The following is an 18557-nucleotide window of genomic DNA, read 5'->3' as shown; positions in this document are numbered from 1 at the left end:
ATACCGAGCTTGGCATACCTGTCACTGAGATCGTAGCCTAAATCCGTCTGGGGTTAGGGGGAGAACGTCCTAAACCCAATTTGTGCAACAAAGCCTCAGTGAGGCAGAACAGCGCGTAGCAAAGCAGCTGGCGCAAGGCCTGTCAGACAAGGAGATCGCACTGAAACTCGAGCTCGAGCCGAAAACTGTGCGCAATCATGTGCGCACAGTCTTACGCAAAGCTGGTGCTGAGAGCAGAACCAAGTTTGCCTTGGCCTTTCACGATGCCGTTTAGAGTTGGCAATAGCAACCGTTAGCTCGGTCAATACGGAAAACCTTTTGTTCCCCTTAGACTAGCCTTCTGTTTATTCCCCAACATTTTCGGGTCAAAAGGAGGGTATTAGAACCGCAGTGGTGGCGCGTGATTGGCTTTAAAACACACTTTGGCGATGACTTAGTCCAGCTCCTTGGTTGTGAAAAAAAATCAAAAGACCTACCCACATACCACCGCGCTATTGGAACCACGCAAATAGTGGCCAGGCGAAGTCATGAGCTGTGGGCCGAATTGCGCAAAGCAAAGGCTGCAAAGATGCCCGCAGCACAACCAAAGAAGTGGGATTCCCAGCTAATCCCAGGTTGGCCGGGCAAAATACCCCAAATCATCGCACCATAAAACAGCGTAACCCCTGCGGCGACCAGTAGCGGGATCGCACGTTTTTCAACGGCCCCGCGCGCCACAAGAAAACCAAACCAGCCAAATATCAACCCTGACGCTCCGACATGGATCGCTGTCGCGCCAAACACCCAAACACCGAGCCCGCCGAGTACAATGATGATAACTGACGCCATCAAAACCACCTTTTGTGCGGTGATCGCGAGGAGGCTTCCGAGAACAATCAGTGGGAATGTATTGGCGGCGACATGGCTGAATGAGCCATGGAGAAACGGCATAAAAAGGACCCCGTCCAAGCCGCCGATAGTGCGAGGTAGCAATCCAAGCCATCCATTGAGTACGTAGCCCGTGACCAAGTTCACCAGCTCGACAGCCCAGATGACACCCAACAAAGCTGCCAGCCAATAGAAGCGTCCTAAAGCCACCACATACCCCTAATCTCATTTTGGGTTTGGTAACACAGCCTGGAAGAGTGGGAAATGACTCGGGAAATTGAAAGCGACTGCAGCGCAATGTATGCCACTATCGGCCCGGAGCTGCCTTTGGCTGGAAGGACTAACGCCGCGGTGCGGCTTCACTAAACCTGCCGTTCAACACATAGTGCAGCATTATTGACAGTCAGAGGGAAGCACACGAGACAAAGTGACGCTCAGAGAAGGCTCGCGAAGCCACTCCGAGTTTCTTGTCCACAGCTATTTTGGCCCACCGACCAAACGCAGAGGGGTGTTACTGTGCGGGCCACCGGCAAGGTATGCGATCACAAAGCCCAACGGAAAACCAAAAGCGAGACCCTGTGCCCAAGTTGTGAGCTATTATTTGCTCCAACCAAATGCAAGGAAAGTAAAGAAGCCTTAAAAGAAAAGCCCCATCATCAAGGAAATCAGCAGGTTAATCTTTGTTTGAGTGTTCATATTCATGTCCTGATATTTTCGAACAGGAGCGGTGAAAACCCAACACCAGTACCTGCCCGAATTGCTTCGGGTTCAAGTGCCGTGGGATATTAGAAACAAGGCCCACAACTGGGGTGTTGGACAACTACTACCTGCAGTCCACCAAGATCGTTAAGCTGAAGGCAACCTCGTTTGCGGACTCCATCAAGGCAAGTGGAGGCAATGTGCCTGCACCGCTGGCTCCCAATTCTGGCCTAACAGAAATTGTCGTGGTTTTAAACCCAAGCTGCTTACTTGAAGGGTATCTTCACAGATTGCTTTCAAGCCAGCTTGATGACGAAAGGCGAGACGCAGCGATGCCCCGACGACAGTCTTAAGTCGGCTCCGCCCGGATGCGAAATAATTTCAATGTTATAACTTGTACCACGCATAATTTTTCCGCAACCAGCCAGAATTGCGAGTACGCAAATATTCGCAATAGTAAGGTAAATCACAAATTTTGTGCCAGATTAAGGGAGGTCGTTTGAGATACCGTTTAAGAATAATGCGAACTTTTGGGGTCACGATGAAGAACTTCGAACTGGGTCAGTCTCATAGAAAATGAACTCTTGATCTTCAGAAAATCCATCCAAAAATCGCTCCATCTTTTGAAAAGAAATTTCGTCTAAATCCAGAACCATTCCCGAAACAGCGGCCGCTTGCTTGAGGCTATCAGCCAATTCGCAAAGACTTGGGTCGGCCTTTAGAGATACATGCCACGCTGAAAGGAATTCCAATAGTGCAGCATGAACCTGCTGCTGTATGTCTTCTGAGAAGGAGTTTTTTTGATATGATATATCTGCAGTTTTTTGGTTAAGCATGTTTTTATATGAGCCCCCTATATCAGTGTAATGAATAATTATATCACGCCAATTTCTTTGGCAATCAATACCGCTTCTATACGATTTTTAGCAGAAAGTTTGCGTAAAGTGGATCTAATAATTGTCTTAACCTCGGAAATGTTAATTCCCAGATTTTCTGAAATACACTTGTAGGAGCACCCTTCTCCAAGAAAACTCAGCACACGAATCTCTTTTAGAATAAGTGAATCATATTCTGGTTTTTGTTCCGAGATATTCAATTCTTGTATTATTTCCTCTGGCAAATATAAATTGCCTTTCAAGATTTTTAGCAGGGCGTCAGCTACGTCACTTATAGGCATGGACTTGGAGATATATCCCCAAGCGCCTGCGGACAAGCATGATAGTACGAACTCCGATCGTAGCGAGGATGACAACAGAACAACCTTCGTGTTTTTGTTAGTCAAAGCGGCCTGCTTTACACTAGATATTCCGGCCATTCCAGGCATGTTTTTGTCGAGGAGTAGCACGTCGGGCGGTGCATTTGAATTCAATTCCTTCAAAGCGTCATTATAATTTGTCACAAACCCTACTGAAAATCCTAGATTTTCAAGAGAAAAGGTCAATACGTCCCCTAACAACACGTGATCGTCTGCTATTAAAATTTTGGCACCTAATTCTTGTAAACTGCCTCTGGTGTCCTTGGATTTATTGCTGTGTTTCATATACTTTCTTATTTTGCAGAGGTCACATAGTGACGGACTATCTGTTTCCTAAGTTTCAGAGGCTTTTCAGTTTTGAATGACCTTGGTATTTGACGCAATTTCAATCACAACAAAATCGTAACATTGGCCTACGTAATGATTGATTTCCACCGTGCGATACGCAATTACAATCTGGTTGACTTAAAGGATAAATTTCGTACATTTTTTTATTTTATATGAAAATCATCAAGCTGGTGAAAATTACAAAAGGAAGAAATGTTAAGATAATCAAAAATAAAAATACAAGTAACCGATTGTTTAAAATGGGTGATTTTGCGTAGCAAGACCCACACACATTTTCACCAAATCTCACGCGATGATCGCAATTTGTACATTTAAATATTCTAACAGGATTTTTTTCCTTATCTTCAAAAACAATACTCACTTATCACACCTCATTGTGTAGTGTTCCAATCAAGCTTACCAGCCAAACTCCAAATAAACATCTATTGCGAAACATATTTCGCGGGAAAGTCGTCATAAAAACCGGCGCTAAGGCGGCGATTAATCACTGCCTGAGTGAGAGAAAATTCCAATGTTTCCTTCGAAACTGGAGCCCTCAAAGACACATCAGTCACGAATGCTCTATGATTACCCATTTCGTCACATTCAAACTCTGATGAAATTAACACGAATGCAGAACCGGGCAGCGACTTCCTAATTGCACGAAGTTCGTCAAAAATGATGGACGCGCCTCCGAACGCCTCAAGATCCACCAGGATATGGCTAATTTGGATGCCCCTACTTTCAAACGCCAAAACACTTCGCAAGTTTCTACAGGTCAAGCATCGATTTCCCATACCATGAAGCGTATCCGCCAAACTTCGTCTAAACCCGAAACTTGGCGATGCTACGAACACGTAACTGTCATTTTTGATGTCAGACACTTCTAGTTCCTCAGTTGTCTTTTCCAGCCTAAAAAACTTACCATCAAATACTAGTTTCCTGGATTGTTTGGGCCTTTGGGGTACAGAGTGGTGGCGACCAAACAATCCAGGATATGTTCACGCAAAGACGACGCCGGCGTATCTGCATACTTCTGCCAAACGGACGAACAGAGACTTGCTAGCAAGTCTCTGTTCGTCCGGCGATCAACTAAGGCGGCGTCTTGTATGACACAGATTGGTATTACCGATGTTCTGGAGCAATTGAAATAAATCTGATGGGTAGGTGGCTGAACTTTTGATCGCATTACTAACCTTAGGTTGCAAAAGGTTATGTTCCGAGATCGGGTTGATCTTTGGCTTGCCCCCTCTGGGCCGGAGGCTACAATTTGCAAACTCCGTTATCTGCGCACTGCTGACCTTGGCGTCCAGCGCAGCATTGATGTCCAGAGCAATTGAGCTTCGAATGGCCGGTTCCACCGATCTTGCCCGAAGCATGTGCAACCGCAGCTAAAGACCGCAATCTGCCCTTGGTGTCGAGTGTGGCTGAAGCATTGCTTCGGTCATACTTGCGTTAATTCGCACGACCCCCGAATACGGGATGCACCGTCTTCAAATCGTTGCTTGTCCCGTTCAAACTTGGCCTAGGGTCGCCCGGCCAAATCTCCTGCCTACGATAAATATTTGTGCAAGCAGCGCCCGCGCAGCTGCCGTATTAGTCGAAAGGGGCACAACCATGAGATACGCAGAAATCACAAAACCAAACCTATTGCAGGACGCATTCTACACCTATCGCCGCAACAACTTGGCGAACTCAGAGGGGGCGTTTTCGCAATGCGTTTTGGGGCAAAGACCAAATTATTATTCCAGCATGATGGCACGCGGGAGGAGGCCATCGCTAAAGGTGATGAAAGCCCTGCTGGATACAACGATGTTGATCACTGACCGGCTTTTTGCCAATCCGCATTATGGGCAGCCTTATGCGATGGCCCTCAACCAAGCCTATGAAGAGCTCGAGCAGTTGTCTCAAGACATTGCGGTCAAATTGGAACTGCAAGTGGTCGCTGATCAATGGGACTGTGCTGACGGCAAGCTGTGATTGGGAAGATCGCAGTAGGGTGTGCCAGTTATCCCGTCGACTTACCGCCGCGAGGGCAGAATTACTTCCGTCGGTATTGCAGCAACCGCTTGTTGCTCCAATCAGGAATCAACTGGGCGATTTCATCCGTGGGTCTGATTTTGCTGTAATAGGCATCGATCATCTTGCTTGATGTGCCAACGTTGCGACCCAGCAGATGATGCCCAACACCTTCGCGGATTTGTTGGGTGATGTAGAAATGGCGGAAGCTGAAGCTGTCTCTAAGTTTGCCGTTCCGCGCAACACGTAGATCCGCAGCGATCAACAGCTTGGCTAAGCCAATTTTGAAACTGCGGATACGTTTGCCTTCGTGGTTGAAGAACACGGGATCATCATCCCCTGGCATTTCGTCATTTGCCACGTAGAACAGTGATTTCAATAAGTTGAAAAATGTAAGCGTTTCCGGCATCGCAGCAAGTTCTCGTTCTTTGCCTTTGCCACGGGCTTGAATCACGGTGACATCGCAGAACTCGCCATTTTCAACTTGGATCTTGCGGGCTTCAATATCGCCCCAGCTGAGATTGAACAGTTCGGTTGGCCGCATTCCAGTGAACGCTGCAATCATGCAAAAACAGTGGAGCCGCAGCCGATCTTGGTAAGTCTTCTGGGTCTTGCCGCTTGGATCATCATCAGTGAACTCATATTCTCGCACCCTTTGTTCGGACACGGATTTCAGATGCATGAACTCTTCCATCGTAAAACCGGGCCTGCTGTTATCTTTGCGCCGTTTGTCCTTGGGCACATTGATATCTGGGATTTCAGTGACATAGCCACGGCGTTGCCCAAACTCAAACAGCTGGCGCAACAGTAGGCTTTCCTTATGCAGGGTTGATTTCGATGGGTAGCCTTCCTTTACGGGTCGGAAAATCTTGGTTGTGACGCCTTTGATCACGCGATCATATTGGATCATCGGGTTCTTTGATCCAGGGCCTGTGATCCAGAACTCTTTACGCCACTCCCAGTATTTGTCGATATCATCTGCTTTGATCGCGCTCATCAGCTTGGATCGGAAATTTTCGACAAAATACCGACGTATGATGGTTGGATACTGCTTGGCGTGGTACTCAGCTTTCTCACCGCGTTGCACCGCTAGTTCGATGCCCGCGATGAACTCCTCGGCGATCTTCCCAAATTGCTTTTTGTTCACAGAGAGCCCAACTTCAGCGAATGCGCAGGCTTTAATCCACTTGGACTGTGCGCGCCGCTCTGCTTCAAGGGGGTCTGCGGTGCCCAAAGACACCCGCTGCTGCCCTTGGCCCTTGATCGAATACCTTGCGTAGTAACGCCCGTTTGGTGGGCGTTTATAGAGTGTATAGCCTTCTGAAACCGCTTCCATTTTTTCTTGCCTGTTGTTGATGTTGCCTTGGGCTTAAAGCCACCGCGTCATCAGTACGAGTTCAAGTCGTGGTTCTTGTGGGGTTCCAGATGGTTAGGAGAGCAACGCTGCAATCCAGCGCAAGGAAGTTTGCCCTTTCCAACTTCGCGCCCAAGCCGTGCCAAAGGCACAATAGGAAAGCCGCTGGCGCGAGCCAGCGGCTTTCACAGCGCCATGCAATTGGTTCAGATTTTTGACTTGCCAGCGGGCGTCTTTGGCTTTGTTTTGACCATCGCTTGCAACGCAGGATCAATCTCGCCTGCAAGAACTGCAGATTTTATGGTCTCCAAAGTATCGACCAGATTGGCCATTTCTCCGACTTCAATCGACGCTTGGCCTTCGCCCAGTGGCAATTCTTTTGCGCCATCGCGAAGCGTGATCATCCAAGCGCCGGTGTGATGTTGCCACCACCATTTGCGAACCTTGCGTTGTTCGGTAATCTGCCGCCGCTCACCATCTTCTCCGCGCACCCATTTTCGGATGTCTTCGAGAAACTCTTCGTCCCTGAGTTCAGCTTCAGCAGCATCGATTTGGACCTCTAGCTTGCGCAGCAGGTTCAATCTCTTCCGGGCAATTGGTGAAACGGGTTCTTTTTGCGATGTCTTGGACAATGCAAGCTTGGATAAGTGGGACATGGCATGGGCCTTCTTTGGGAACATGCCAAGATCAGTTAATGCCACCTGATAGGAAGAGCGACTGGATTGTGACCACTGTCCTTTCTAGCGGGGCAGGGGGCTCGTCACTCAGGAACTGTGAACGGTCAGTGACTTTAACAGGATCAGTTTTTTGTTGTCGGAACGACATTCGCGCCTCAATGTTTCCAACAAGTCTTGATCAACGGTACCACCAGCTCGGATACGCTTGATTTCATTGTCCATGAGGCGGTTTCTTTGCCGCGCTTCTTTTTGTGACTCTGCCGCGGGTTTGGTTTTCTTGAGCTTGGGCCGCCCGGAATAGGTCGCCTTAGCTTCCACCAAGTTTGGATACATTTTTCTGGCACTGCTGCCGGGAAACATATTTGCGATGGCCTCTGCGCATTTGCGGTCCGGTAGAACAACGCGAACCTGCTGCTTGGATTTTGGATCTCTTAGGCTGGTACGCATAATCGCTTGATAAACTTGGCTGTGGTAAAGAGCTTCACGGACTGCATTACCATCAAGCCCCATATACGTGAAGAACCCAACGTGGGCGGGGGTCGGGTTCAATGCCGACAAAATCCCCGCGTTATGAATATGCTGATAGGTATTGAGCCCCCAAGGTGCATTGGGCAGTTTTTGCCCTCCGACGTGATCAAATTTCAACGCGGCTTCGTCTGCAACATCTTTGTTGACGAGATAGACAAAGTCCTCACCCTGAAAGGTCTTGGCAACTGCGTCCACAAGTAAGTCTAGGTTATTCTGGGGCGCGGCGTTGCAGGTGCTGCTCTTTCTTCGGAAGGATTTGGACCAATCTGTTTCAAACAGATACTGAATTTGTAGTCGGGATCCACAATCGTGCCGGTGGTAGCGAAGCCCCTCGCCAATGTCATTATGAGGTTCAATTTTTAGGTCAAGATGAGGCCAAATGAGGCCCAGTAGACTATTTTGAAAAGCAGCCCCCATGAGGATAATCTCAGCAAATGCGTCTGTCGTTGTTCCGTTTGCCCCCGCCCGTTCTTGGTACACGCGCGTTTCCCCTGAGCCAAACACACTGGGCTGCAGCAGTGAGAACATATTGATTTGACGCGCCCCAGGCTCGCCGTTCCCTGAGTAAACCCGTTCGTATGCCTTAGTTTTTACGTAGGTTTCAAAATGCGGGCTGATAATGTGACGGGCCAACTTGGATAGCACCGCGTTGATTTCGTCTCGGGTCGGGTTTTCCGCATACTTTAGAAGCGTCGCCTTACCCTCTTTCGTGGCAAGCACTTGGCTGTATCCCTCTTTGTTTGGGCCGAGCTTCAGATGGTCCGTTAGTAGCTGGAGGTTGTCAGGAATGTTCAACAAATGCGCCGGGGAGACTGCAGGGATCTCATCAAAAATACAGCTCCACATCCCTCGGTTTGGCCAATGAGCGATGTTAAAAAAAGCGGCCTCTGTGATCATCAAGATTGCGCCAACCTTTGGGTTCGCTGCATTGAGGTGTTCGGTTATCGCGGCGGATACCGAGTGGTGGGATGAGACAACCTCCAGGTTGTTGGAATGGATCGCAGTGACTGGGACCTTTTGCCTTTTGCTTGTTTGGGCAACTTCGGCGTCCCGTTGAGCCTGCTTCAACAAGGTGATCGATTTGAACACCATGACGACCTTGCGGTTGTGAACGCGTGCTTGGGTCAATGCGTATCGGATTGCTTGGTAGGTTTTTCCGCTACCTGCCGGGGCATCAACAGAGTGAATGGTTTTTGTGTCTTTCATTAAATTACTCCAACTGTATTTGTCGCAGTTATTTATGAAGGTGGGCGGCAGTAAATCGATGAATTAAACTTACGGCATATGGTTTGGGGCAACCCCGAAGAGATGCCCCAATGACAAATACCAATGTCCGGTGGAATGCGGATCAGTTGGAGTGAACGTTTTGGCGCTCACAACTATTTATGCTCGCAGTTGGATTGGGTTTGGGTCTGTAGCGGCGAAAGCAGGGATCTGAGTGGTGCAATTTGCCGTCATGCTCGTTGGACTTGGCACCTACGGTGCAACTATATTACTTACTTAAAGGTGTTTTTACTTGCACCTGGATTGGCACAGGGCAATCAAAAGCGGAGCTTGAAAAAACAAACTGAGGTTTTGCGCTAGCCTTGCGCAGACGCAAGCTGGCGCGAAGTCGAAAGTTTGGACTACATATGAGGTGAGCCGCTGGCGCAGCGTCATATGTGCCCCTCGCAATGAATCATGGGCAATAGGTATTTGTTGGATCCATTTGAGCATGCAGGTCAACACCAGATATAGACCGAAATCTAAAGGGAGCTATGGCGCAAAACAGCTGATGCGCTTCCATGTCAAAACCCATTCGACTGCAGGCAACACCTGCCGCAGACCTGCCTACAGCAGACCTGCATCAGCGGTTTTAAAAACCAACGGATGCCCTTTGCCATTGGCTTGCGCCATCGGCAGGAGCATTCTCGGTTTTTTTGTTTCACTTTATGATCTGTTGGGAAAAGCCCATGTTTGAAGTGAAAGGAAACCAACAAACGAACATAGATATCACGTCCAAGTGGACTGCGGGATCAAACCCAAATGATGCCCCTTTTGATCCCCCAAGCGCAGCGGTTATGACGGCATAGTTGCCCAGTGGGCTACTTGGCAGAGGCAACCGGAGGCCAAAAACACCAGATGAACCCAGGTTATTTTGAACTCCCGCGTGTCTGAGCAAGTCGACTCAGCGAACTTCACGCGCGTAGCTGTTGAGCACAGCCCCTTTACCGAATTGGCCTTCTAGCTGGCGCACCGCTGCAATGGAATTTGTAGCACTCACTTGGATTTTGGTGGTCTTCCCGTCTGGCAGTCTCACAGTGGCTTCATAAGTCTTCATCGATATCTCCCTGGGTTAAGGCCATTCTCAGTTATGGCGATCCCCCTGGGAGAGCGACTGTTTTGTGATTGCGCAGGTGATTGAAATGGTTTGACTAAATTCGACTTGATACCAGCCATAGTGACAAGGAAACTTGATTTAATCAAGTAATCCACGCACAGTTTCAATGGACAACGCGCAACATGGCCGGCTTTTCATCCAGCTGCAGGTAGCTCTGCCAAAGCTGGGTTTTGCTATAAACACGCTCCACCAGCTTCCGCCCGCTGTCGCGGTTTTCATCAAGCAGGCCGCAATAAATCAGCGGCTCCAAAACACTGCTATGCAATCTGCTGGTACGGGGATCGAACTCGTTGGGCTCATCTTCCACGCCATAGAAAGTATCCGTGATGTGTTTGCCTGTGGCCCCATGGGTGGTTTCGATGTCCATCACATTGAGCCAAACATCCCAGCTCCCAAACACCCCATGTTCTTGCCGCATGAACAGCCGATGCGGATCCTCGAACAGCACATACTGGGCCAATCGATCAAACCTCGCAAAACGGTTCGCAAACAGGGTCTTGCCGGTTTTACTCAGCAGCAGTTTGCCTTTGTAGTGGCGCACCAATCTTAGGTCCAACAAGTGTTGATGCAGCCGCCAAAATGGTTCGAAATGCTGTTCATCCGCCACTTTGATCCGCATGTAACCGTGGTAAATCTGTTGTTCGGTCCAATCAGGCCATTGGATTTCAGCGATGGCTTCAGCAACCAGGTCTCGTTTGAAAGCCAATGATTTGGTCAACGGTATCCCATTGGGAAACTCGTCAAATTTCGCAGCCAGGAAGTCCAACGCACGTACCAAAGGTGAGCTATCCAAAACAGGATCATCAGCGTGAAGTGTTCGAATTCCATACATAGCACTGACATATCGTGGCGCAGATTTGATCGTCAAGGGTTGGGTTGCTCCACCGCTGGCATCTTGGTTCAGCCTTGGTTAGTCAATACGGCAAAATATCGGGGAACCTGTCCAATGAGTTCAACCAAACCAACTTGGAAAACCGTAAAAACTGAAATCGCTTACTGGGACCAAAAAAGGCTGCTGAGCCTTGTGCAGGATCTATATGCGCTGAACAGGACGAACGCAGATTTCCTCCACGCGCGTTTGTTGGGCGGTGCCAACAATGACAACGCGCTGGAACCCTACAAGCGGCGTATCCTGGCCGCTGTTTGCCCAAAGGAACCTTGGAAGCAGGATGTTCGGTTGTCCGAGGGCCGCAAGGCGATCAGCGAGTACCGCAAAGCCATCGGCGACACGCATGGGCTGCTCAAGTTGATGCTTCATTATGTGCGTTGCGGCAACGATTTCACCCTGGAATTCGGCGACATCGATGAACCCTTCTACAACAGCATGTGCAGTATGGTGGACCAGTTCAACAAGCTGTTGATCAAACAGGGCGACACCAAACTGGCCCAAGAATTCATTCCCTTGCTGGAAACCGAGTTCCAACGGATTGATGGTCAAATGGGCTGGGGATACCCAGATGAGGTTGGCGAACAGCTGTTGGATCTGAAAGATGCCTTTGGTTTTTGATGGCTGATCCAGAAAACGGGCTTTCGTTGCCTGGAGAAAAGTTAATTTAATCAAGTTTTCGCGAAAATAGTCGCATGATTTCAACGCGGTATAGATTCATTCGTGACCTAACATGTCAACACTGCTGACTACCCGGAGAAACTTTCACCACGGAAGAACTCAAAAGAACTTTCCTGGGAAAATAATCACCGAACGGAGAAACCCACATGTTTGGATTGGGCATCACAGGTTTCACGTCGGTAGTCATCATAACAGCTGTGGAGCACCCATTGCTGGGTATCAACGTCCCAACACGCATATGCATCTCGAAGAATATCGGCGCTCCCACAGTTGGAACAGCAGGGTTTTGGCATCTGCTCTGGCTCCACCATTAGTATTCCTCCGCCAACATGATCGTCAGCACACGGCACGTTTTGCCGAGGTCGGATGGATCATCAGAACCCATTGAATAATCTGGGTTGTAGAGGTCCAGCTTCCAAAACAGTCTGTGCCCGTGGAATCCAAACGTACCGAAATCATGTTCACCATGTGGGTCATTTTGTTCGGTGAAATCATCGAAATCAGAGATTTTCTGGGCCAGCTGTTGCGGTTGAATATCCAGCTGTTTCAGTAGGTGATCCAAGCCAGCGGTGATGACCCTGATCCCGGGGATGTTCGGATCGCCCTGTCGGAACTGGTCGTTCTGCTGGGCAATCTGCTGAACCGTCGGTGACACCATTGGGGACCTCTTCGAGTGGGCCCGACTGCGTTATGGCGGATTGGTGGGGAGAGCGACTGAAGAGTGATTTAACGCCAGCGGACGTTCGAGCGCGGCGCAGCTAAGGTCGGTGCAGAGCCCACTTTGACCGATGCGGCGTTCTGTACAAGTGACCGCTTTGTGGCTATCAATGAACCTTTTTGCTTAGACAATTGGGCGGCATCGTAGAGCTCACAACGGAGACCTCAGAACGTCCACAATTGCTTCTCGTTTCATATAAACAGCCCACTCAAGCGCGGTCATTCCGTGATGAATATCCTTAATGCTCAGGTCCGCCCCTCCCTCGACTAAGGCGACAACTGCGGCACGCTGATCGCTTGCCACGGCAGAGTGGAGCGGTGTGCAATGGCTATGGCCACCGGGTGGATTATACTGATCGGGATCAGCACCCGCTTTAAGCAGCTTTGTGACAATTCCCGAACGCCCAGCATTGGCAGAAAGGGCCAAGGCCAATTGCAGCTCAGCGTCAGGCGCATTTAAGATCAGACTTTCCACCGCGCCCACGTCGCCAAGCGTCGCAGCAGTCGTAAGGGTCAACGGAGCGCCACATTCAAGCAGCACTTGGGTTGCTGCAAATTCAAGATGGGCCAAAGCCGTGTGCATGGCTGCGGAGGGATCAGCTCCATAGCGGCAAAGCAGCTTGATGAGATCGGCCTGCATGCCGCACTCGCGGCATATCCGGCCCGAAGCAGCAAGAACCAATGTTTCGTCAATAGCCCGTCGATTGGTCTTGGCACCTGCCTCCAATAGAATTTCAGCAATCTTGACCGCATTCTTTGGCATGCTTTCGTGTCGGAACGGGTTCTCTGGCAAAAACTCCAAAAGTGTGGGGTTGGAGAAATAGTTACCGCCCTCAAAATTTGCAGTCTCATGGATAAGCATTGGGCTTTGCTCAAGATGCTCTAACAATCGCGTCTCGTCACCATCATCCATAAAATCCAACGCTTGTTTGAAGGGGCCATCGGGGAGGCGGTCGTTGTGCGTCAGCTGTAGTTCTTCATGGTGTTTCTCGGCGAGAACGGTTTTCAGGCGTGGCCAGCTAGCATAGCCGTACTCTCGGGCCATCGCGAGCTGTGCATCACTCAAACTGAAGGTGGCGGCTTGCATTTCAGAATCTGGAATATTCAAGAACCTCGGGTGGAATTCTCGTATCCTCTGATATGCTGACTTTTGCCCGGAGCGAAAATCTCGCAACAGGTCTTTTGCCTGATACTTCAGGTGGTCAAGATTGGCATAATCCGGGAGCCATTTGGTCGGCATGGAACTTTCCTTTTCGTGGCGGGATTCCTGCATCATTCGCCTAAGGTCAGTTCATCTGACTTTTATCGACAGGAGTGGACTTCTGTCCTTTCCGCAGGCTGGATGCGCCTCCAAACGCACACCCTTGGTAGCAAACGGCGACTGTCCGAACAACCATTGATATACTCAAAGCGGACGCCATCTTCATGTTGGCGAAAGGTAGCTTTGTCCGCATCCTACCAGTTCAAACATCGCGCAGCGAAGGTCCGCAACACCTGCAAAGTTGATTTAATCAACTTTTCAATCAGCGCTCACCCAGCGCAAGAACGTCCCAAAACTTTCGTGACAAAACTTTTTGCGAAAACTTCCGCGGGGAAAATCATTGATCTTGACGAGCAATTTGCCGTCGACCCTGCACGGGTTGAAAGCTCGTTGGCGCGAACATAGGTACTCAACCCGGAACTGAAGATGGTTTTCAGTTCAATCCAATCCACCATCAAAGAGGGCAAGACACCCGTCGAGACCACATTATGGAACATGTTGACCTTCCCAAGTTTCCAACACGAACCGGCTACATGACAGAGAATACCCAGCGGGATTACATCACTTCAGCTATGACCAAAGGAATTCTGCCAAAGGATGCGCATCGGATGGCTGACATCCTGTCGTTGACCGCGCCCAGCGATACTTCAAAGCCGATCCAGTTTTGGCAACTGTATTCTGTGCTTGGCCAGGACCCAATCGTGAAGATCGTCCAAAGCTTCTATCGCAAGGTGTTTGAGCAGGATGATTGGTTCAAATCCGTCTTCGAACGTGTCGGTGGCATCAATCATCACATCAATACGCAAGCCAGCATGTGGATAGATGTGATGGGAGGTGGGCCGTATTATCACGGTGCAGAATTTCGTCTGAACTTTCATCACACTCACAATGCGATGGCATTGATGAACGACAAAGGTGCGGGTCTGTGGTCCAGGTTGATGTTGGAGACCCTGGATGCATCATCGCAAGTGATGACGAATGATCCGCGTGTGCGAACCAGTATCAATACGTTCTTGTCGTTCTTCATGGGCAAATATGCGGAAGACTTCCAGTTTGAGAACCGCAGCTTCTTTGGCGAAACGAACTCTGCGTACAAACGGAAGATCAACTTCATGAAGATGACGGAGCAAGCCATTGCCGCGTTGAGCGAGGATGAACTCAGTGCAGCACTGGCAGATCGCGGAGTAGATGTCTCACAGTATGAGGGCAAAGCAGCGAAAGTGAACAAGGCGCTGATGATGTAATCATCAGCGCCCTTCAAACAGGCGACAGAATATGGATTGCTCTGTCTGCCAGCATGTCTTTGGTGCTGGCTCCGTAAGCTTTCATATGGTCCGAATTCGCATGGGCACCTAAAGCAGCCATACTCGCCCATTTTTCGACAACCACAAAAGTATCAGAGCCAAATTCGGTCTGCATCGGACCTGCGTTTTCAGTGTCGATTGTGGCTTCGTATGCGATACAACCGTCTTCAGCTAGCACAGCAGGGACATTGGCATTAAATAATTCTAGCACAGCATCGCGCCGGCCTGGTTTTGTGGTAATGATCGCGAGCACGTGGACTGTAGACATGATAAGTTTCCTGTCGTTGGAAATGGAGTTCCCCAACGCTAGCCGCGGGTATACCTAAGTGCAACAAATGAGCAGAGGCGCAATGCCCGTCGAGAAATCGGTTGAAAATCGTAACAGTCCTTTCACCTAAAGGAGCAAATAATGAGAGCTTGTGGATGTGAAATTTCGGCTCAGGAAGTACGACTTGCCGTGGTTCAATTGAATGACGAAGGCGCGGTTGAGATGCTTCGATTGAAGACCACACGCATAGAACTCGCCGATGACACGTCCGAGGCAGACCTGAGATCCTTTCAAGCCGCTCTTCACGAGTTTTCTCGCGAACACCAAATCGATACTTTCATTATTAAAACGCGGGCAAGGAAAGGCAAGATGGCTGGTGGAGCGGTCTCCTTCAAAATCGAAACGCTGATCCAACTCGTCGATGGGTGTGACACGAGGTTCGTTAACCCCGTAGCGCTCTCGAATTTCGCGAAGAAAGAAATCGAAGCCTATCCCGAGAAGCTGCTGGTTTACCTGAAGAACGCATTTCTTGCTGGCGCTTACGCTTTGACAAAAGGGTGATCTTTGGAGATCGATTCATCGGCATGGGGCCGCGCAAATGGTTCAGCGCAATTTTTGAATTTTCAATTTATCTTGTTTGGCCCTGCTCTTGGTGGATTCTTCGGAACGGGTAAGAGCCTTGGCAACGGCCTTTAAGCTCATCCCCTTGTTGACCAACAAATGCAGCTTCTGAATTTCCTCAGTAGTCCAAGCTTGGCGGTGGCGCTCGTAGTTTTCGGCCATTTGAGTTGTCTACCTTATCATTACGTTGGAGCTACCATAAAGCATGACTGCCAATTATCGACGACCAAGTCACAAAAGATCGGTGAATTTCCAGCAGTTGACAGCAAACCGTGAAAAATTCAAATTTCCGTCAACAGTTCCAAAGGCTTAAAGCCACAGGATAACACTTGAAGTACCATAAGCACGGCAAGGAGCGTTGGTAACCGACTGTGTTAGAACTGTGCTAGGTGCGCGGCGCTATGCTCACAACGTGCTGTGCTAGCTCACGTTTTTTAGGCTGTGCTAGGTGTGTGCTAGCAAATTTGTGCTTAGCACAGTATTTTACTGCATTGCAGAAAAGTGATAAACCACTGTTATTGCTCTGTAAAAGTGGTGCCCGGGGGCGGAATCGAACCACCGACACGAGGATTTTCAATCCATCCAGCTTTGCCAGTAGATGTGAGGTGCATTTATGTTGCTGCAACGTAAAAGGATTCTGTATTTATCGTACAGAACAAGCTTGCCGTCTCTGAGCAGCTGGGGGCGATTGCCTGAACAGCAGTGGCACAGTGAACATTGAAGTGAGGTGCACTTCGCAGTCGGTGGAGGCACTGGGTCAAGATGTCGAAACGTCCTTTCAAGCGGCCGCTAAGCTGCGATCAAGATTAATGCCATAGATAACCTTCTTCAGCATTCTAGAAACAGGCCCCCGTTCGTTTTATGAGGTTTGCACTTTTGGTTCCCTATAGTGCAGTTAGATAAGAGAGCGTTATTGGCGCATTTCAACTTCTATTGAGTGGCGGATGAGACAACTTTCCTCAGCCTTCACTAGATGGCTTCTACCTATCCCAAGTTGGTCGAGGGGTCGTCATCTTCCGGCAATGGAACAATTGGGTCATCCGGTGGAAGGTCGGCCTCCGCGTGATCGCTCGCTGCGTCCGAGTTAGGAACTTCTGCATTTACCGGATCATCCAGCGTAGTCGGATCCACCACAGGGGCGTCAGTCGACATGGATGCATCGACCCCAAGAGCAGTAATGTAAGGGTTAGCGTGATCGTAATCTTGTGAGGGGGTCGCAGTGTCGGACTGCTGGTTCGCCCCAATCGCGTCAAGATAGGGGTTCAACAAGTCGCTGTCGTGGGGAGAGTGGACACTTTCGCCCAGACGCTCGTCGAGAGCCTCAGGGCCCGTGCCTTCGTGAACACCGGGGGCGTTGGCGCTGTTTTCTTCGATTTCCAGATGTGGGCTGTGCTCCTCGATATTTACAGCGTGTTCAGCAGTGTCTGTTACGCCTTGTTCGGCTCTTGGCGCATTGGCGTCGTGACCCAAATTGGTATCCCCATCCTGGTGTCCGGACTCCTCATGATCCTTTGGAGTTACCTGCTCTGGCGCATCGTGCTGACTGGCCATGGCAGGAGCAGCATCGACAGGACCCCGAGGCTGTAGTGCGGCCGGGTCGTCCATGTCCGATCGCAGCAACGGATTGTCGTGATCGTGTCCATCGACCGCAGGTTCCAATGTAACGGCAAAGCTAGAGGTATCCGTCAAGTCAGGCTCGTCCGCTGATGGTGCCGGAGCCGGTGCAGCGGGTGAGGCCGTCACCGCCTGCAGAACTTTCGCCTGTCCAGAACTGTCCACTGCAACATGCAGGGTCAGACTGAGTCGCGTGCGTTCACTTGATGACAACGACAGTGTGGAGAAAGTTTCTTCAGCAGTTTGGCCCGCTGGAATCTGTGCCGCAAGTGTTGGGTCGACAGTGTAAGTCCACTCGCCGGTGTTCTGATCCATATCCAAGGTGCCAAATTGGCCCTGAACGTTGCCTGTAAATTTGGATCCAGCCAGGAACATGTAGCCACCCGTCGTGTCGACATCGGTCACAACCAGCTTTCCACCTACAACGCTGGCTGGTCCCTGCACACCAGACCCAGTCGTGTTGGTCATCACGCCCGGATCGTTATCCCCTGCGATATCAACTGTCATGTCGAGCGACGATCCATCCGTCGTCGTCACAGTCAAGTGCTCCTGAGAGCCACTTTGACTCAGGCCCTGAGCCTTCGCCGTGTCAACTGTGAAGCTCCAATGACCATCAGTATCAATCTGGAACGTGCCATACTGAGTGTGCTGGGTCCCGGCAACAAAGGTAGGTACAACCGCCATGTTGCTATCGACATCAAGGTCGCCCGTCACAGGGGCAGCATGATCCTCGTCTGTGCGGATAATCGGTGTGCCAGTGATGACAGAGTATTTCGCACCCGCTGGATCAACCGTCATCTGAAGCGGAGCACTTTGAGCCATCTCACCCGTACCTGCATCAGTCGTAATTGACGTGATTTGAACGTGCTGCTGTTCGGAATGAAGTATCTGAAGCCCCTGCGCTTCAGACTGCGTCACGGTCCAGGACCCGTCAGGATTGTGGGTGCCCGCCGAAAGCTCGGCTTGCTGCAATCCCTCGACCCTCCAGACAAGCGATTGGTCTGTATCGCCTGTGTCTCCGATACCACCGGATAAATCCAGAGGTGTTGCAAACCGAATGAGCTCTGCCTGAACGCTCGCCAGACTCACATTCGTCGTA

Annotated in this window: 18 protein-coding genes; 5 read left to right on the top strand and 13 right to left on the bottom strand. The window is 50.0% G+C overall.

The features are described 5' to 3' along the window. The first annotated feature begins 82 nt into the window (after positions 1-82). On the top strand, positions 83-274 hold the full coding sequence (locus tag C8N36_RS24940; protein ID WP_097807036.1) for a helix-turn-helix domain-containing protein: 192 nt from the start codon (positions 83-85) through the stop codon (positions 272-274). 251 nt (positions 275-525) lie between these two features. Here C8N36_RS24940 and C8N36_RS23385 read toward each other — a convergent pair whose 3' ends face one another. From C8N36_RS23385 to C8N36_RS23375, 3 genes are all read right to left on the bottom strand, one after another. After that, positions 526-1077, bottom strand: a complete 552-nt coding sequence (locus C8N36_RS23385) for a rhomboid family intramembrane serine protease (RefSeq protein WP_245911048.1) — start codon at positions 1075-1077, stop codon at positions 526-528. A gap of 1025 nt (positions 1078-2102) precedes the next feature. Next, a complete protein-coding gene (locus C8N36_RS23380; RefSeq protein WP_097807034.1) occupies positions 2103-2402 on the bottom strand; it encodes a hypothetical protein in 300 nt (99 codons plus the stop codon). Between the two features lie 38 nt (positions 2403-2440). After that, positions 2441-3106, bottom strand: a complete 666-nt coding sequence (locus tag C8N36_RS23375) for a response regulator transcription factor (RefSeq protein ID WP_097807033.1) — start codon at positions 3104-3106, stop codon at positions 2441-2443. Positions 3107-4765: 1659 nt separating this feature from the next. Here C8N36_RS23375 and C8N36_RS23365 point away from each other — a divergent pair. After that, entirely contained in the window at positions 4766-5128 is a 363-nt protein-coding gene (locus C8N36_RS23365) for a hypothetical protein (RefSeq protein ID WP_097807031.1), read from the top strand. 61 nt (positions 5129-5189) lie between these two features. On the opposite strand, the gene C8N36_RS23360 is transcribed toward C8N36_RS23365, so the two are convergent. The 5 genes from C8N36_RS23360 to C8N36_RS23340 form a co-directional block, all read right to left on the bottom strand. Beyond that, complete coding sequence (locus tag C8N36_RS23360) at positions 5190-6503, bottom strand: tyrosine-type recombinase/integrase (RefSeq protein WP_097807030.1); 1314 nt, start codon at positions 6501-6503, stop codon at positions 5190-5192. Between the two features lie 224 nt (positions 6504-6727). Beyond that, positions 6728-7177, bottom strand: coding sequence for a DUF6641 family protein (locus tag C8N36_RS23355; protein WP_141468274.1), 450 nt, complete (start codon positions 7175-7177; stop codon positions 6728-6730). A gap of 108 nt (positions 7178-7285) precedes the next feature. Then, the gene (locus C8N36_RS23350) at positions 7286-8932 is read right to left on the bottom strand and encodes a hypothetical protein (RefSeq protein ID WP_097807028.1); all 1647 of its coding nucleotides are present in this window, start codon (positions 8930-8932) and stop codon (positions 7286-7288) included. Positions 8933-9893: 961 nt separating this feature from the next. Further along, positions 9894-10046 carry a hypothetical protein gene (locus tag C8N36_RS24320; protein WP_170125981.1) on the bottom strand — a complete coding sequence of 51 codons (153 nt, stop codon included), beginning with the start codon at positions 10044-10046 and terminating at the stop codon, positions 9894-9896. A gap of 163 nt (positions 10047-10209) precedes the next feature. Next, positions 10210-10938 carry a hypothetical protein gene (locus C8N36_RS23340; protein WP_097807026.1) on the bottom strand — a complete coding sequence of 243 codons (729 nt, stop codon included), beginning with the start codon at positions 10936-10938 and terminating at the stop codon, positions 10210-10212. 114 nt (positions 10939-11052) lie between these two features. Here C8N36_RS23340 and C8N36_RS23335 point away from each other — a divergent pair, with 114 nt between their 5' ends. Continuing rightward, the gene (locus C8N36_RS23335) at positions 11053-11613 is read left to right on the top strand and encodes a hypothetical protein (RefSeq protein ID WP_097807025.1); all 561 of its coding nucleotides are present in this window, start codon (positions 11053-11055) and stop codon (positions 11611-11613) included. A 370-nt stretch (positions 11614-11983) separates the two neighbouring features. On the opposite strand, the gene C8N36_RS23330 is transcribed toward C8N36_RS23335, so the two are convergent. Together C8N36_RS23330 and C8N36_RS23325 are read right to left on the bottom strand one after the other, a co-directional pair. After that, positions 11984-12331 (bottom strand): DUF3768 domain-containing protein, encoded by a 348-nt coding sequence (locus tag C8N36_RS23330; protein ID WP_097807024.1) that lies wholly within the window; start codon positions 12329-12331, stop codon positions 11984-11986. Between the two features lie 210 nt (positions 12332-12541). Next, positions 12542-13630, bottom strand: coding sequence for an ankyrin repeat domain-containing protein (locus tag C8N36_RS23325; protein ID WP_170125980.1), 1089 nt, complete (start codon positions 13628-13630; stop codon positions 12542-12544). A 509-nt stretch (positions 13631-14139) separates the two neighbouring features. Here C8N36_RS23325 and C8N36_RS23315 point away from each other — a divergent pair. Continuing rightward, positions 14140-14895 carry a globin family protein gene (locus C8N36_RS23315; protein WP_097807021.1) on the top strand — a complete coding sequence of 252 codons (756 nt, stop codon included), beginning with the start codon at positions 14140-14142 and terminating at the stop codon, positions 14893-14895. 13 nt (positions 14896-14908) lie between these two features. Here C8N36_RS23315 and C8N36_RS23310 read toward each other — a convergent pair whose 3' ends face one another. Next, entirely contained in the window at positions 14909-15223 is a 315-nt protein-coding gene (locus tag C8N36_RS23310; protein WP_097807020.1) for a putative quinol monooxygenase, read from the bottom strand. A gap of 141 nt (positions 15224-15364) precedes the next feature. On the opposite strand from C8N36_RS23310, the gene C8N36_RS23305 reads away from it, so the two are divergent. After that, on the top strand, positions 15365-15784 hold the full coding sequence (locus C8N36_RS23305; RefSeq protein WP_097807019.1) for a DUF3010 family protein: 420 nt from the start codon (positions 15365-15367) through the stop codon (positions 15782-15784). Positions 15785-15826: 42 nt separating this feature from the next. On the opposite strand, the gene C8N36_RS23300 is transcribed toward C8N36_RS23305, so the two are convergent. Both C8N36_RS23300 and C8N36_RS23295 read right to left on the bottom strand, forming a co-directional pair. After that, the gene (locus C8N36_RS23300) at positions 15827-16006 is read right to left on the bottom strand and encodes a hypothetical protein (protein ID WP_097807018.1); all 180 of its coding nucleotides are present in this window, start codon (positions 16004-16006) and stop codon (positions 15827-15829) included. A gap of 822 nt (positions 16007-16828) precedes the next feature. After that, positions 16829-18557 (bottom strand): VCBS domain-containing protein (locus C8N36_RS23295; RefSeq protein WP_146227701.1); only part of this gene is annotated, 1729 nt, incomplete at its 5' end.

This window comes from Pelagimonas varians (assembly GCF_003208435.1).
GTDB classification, from domain to species: Bacteria; Pseudomonadota; Alphaproteobacteria; order Rhodobacterales; family Rhodobacteraceae; genus Pelagimonas; species Pelagimonas varians.
Note: the sequence above shows the minus strand (reverse complement) of the source record. Positions and strands in the feature narration are given on the sequence as shown.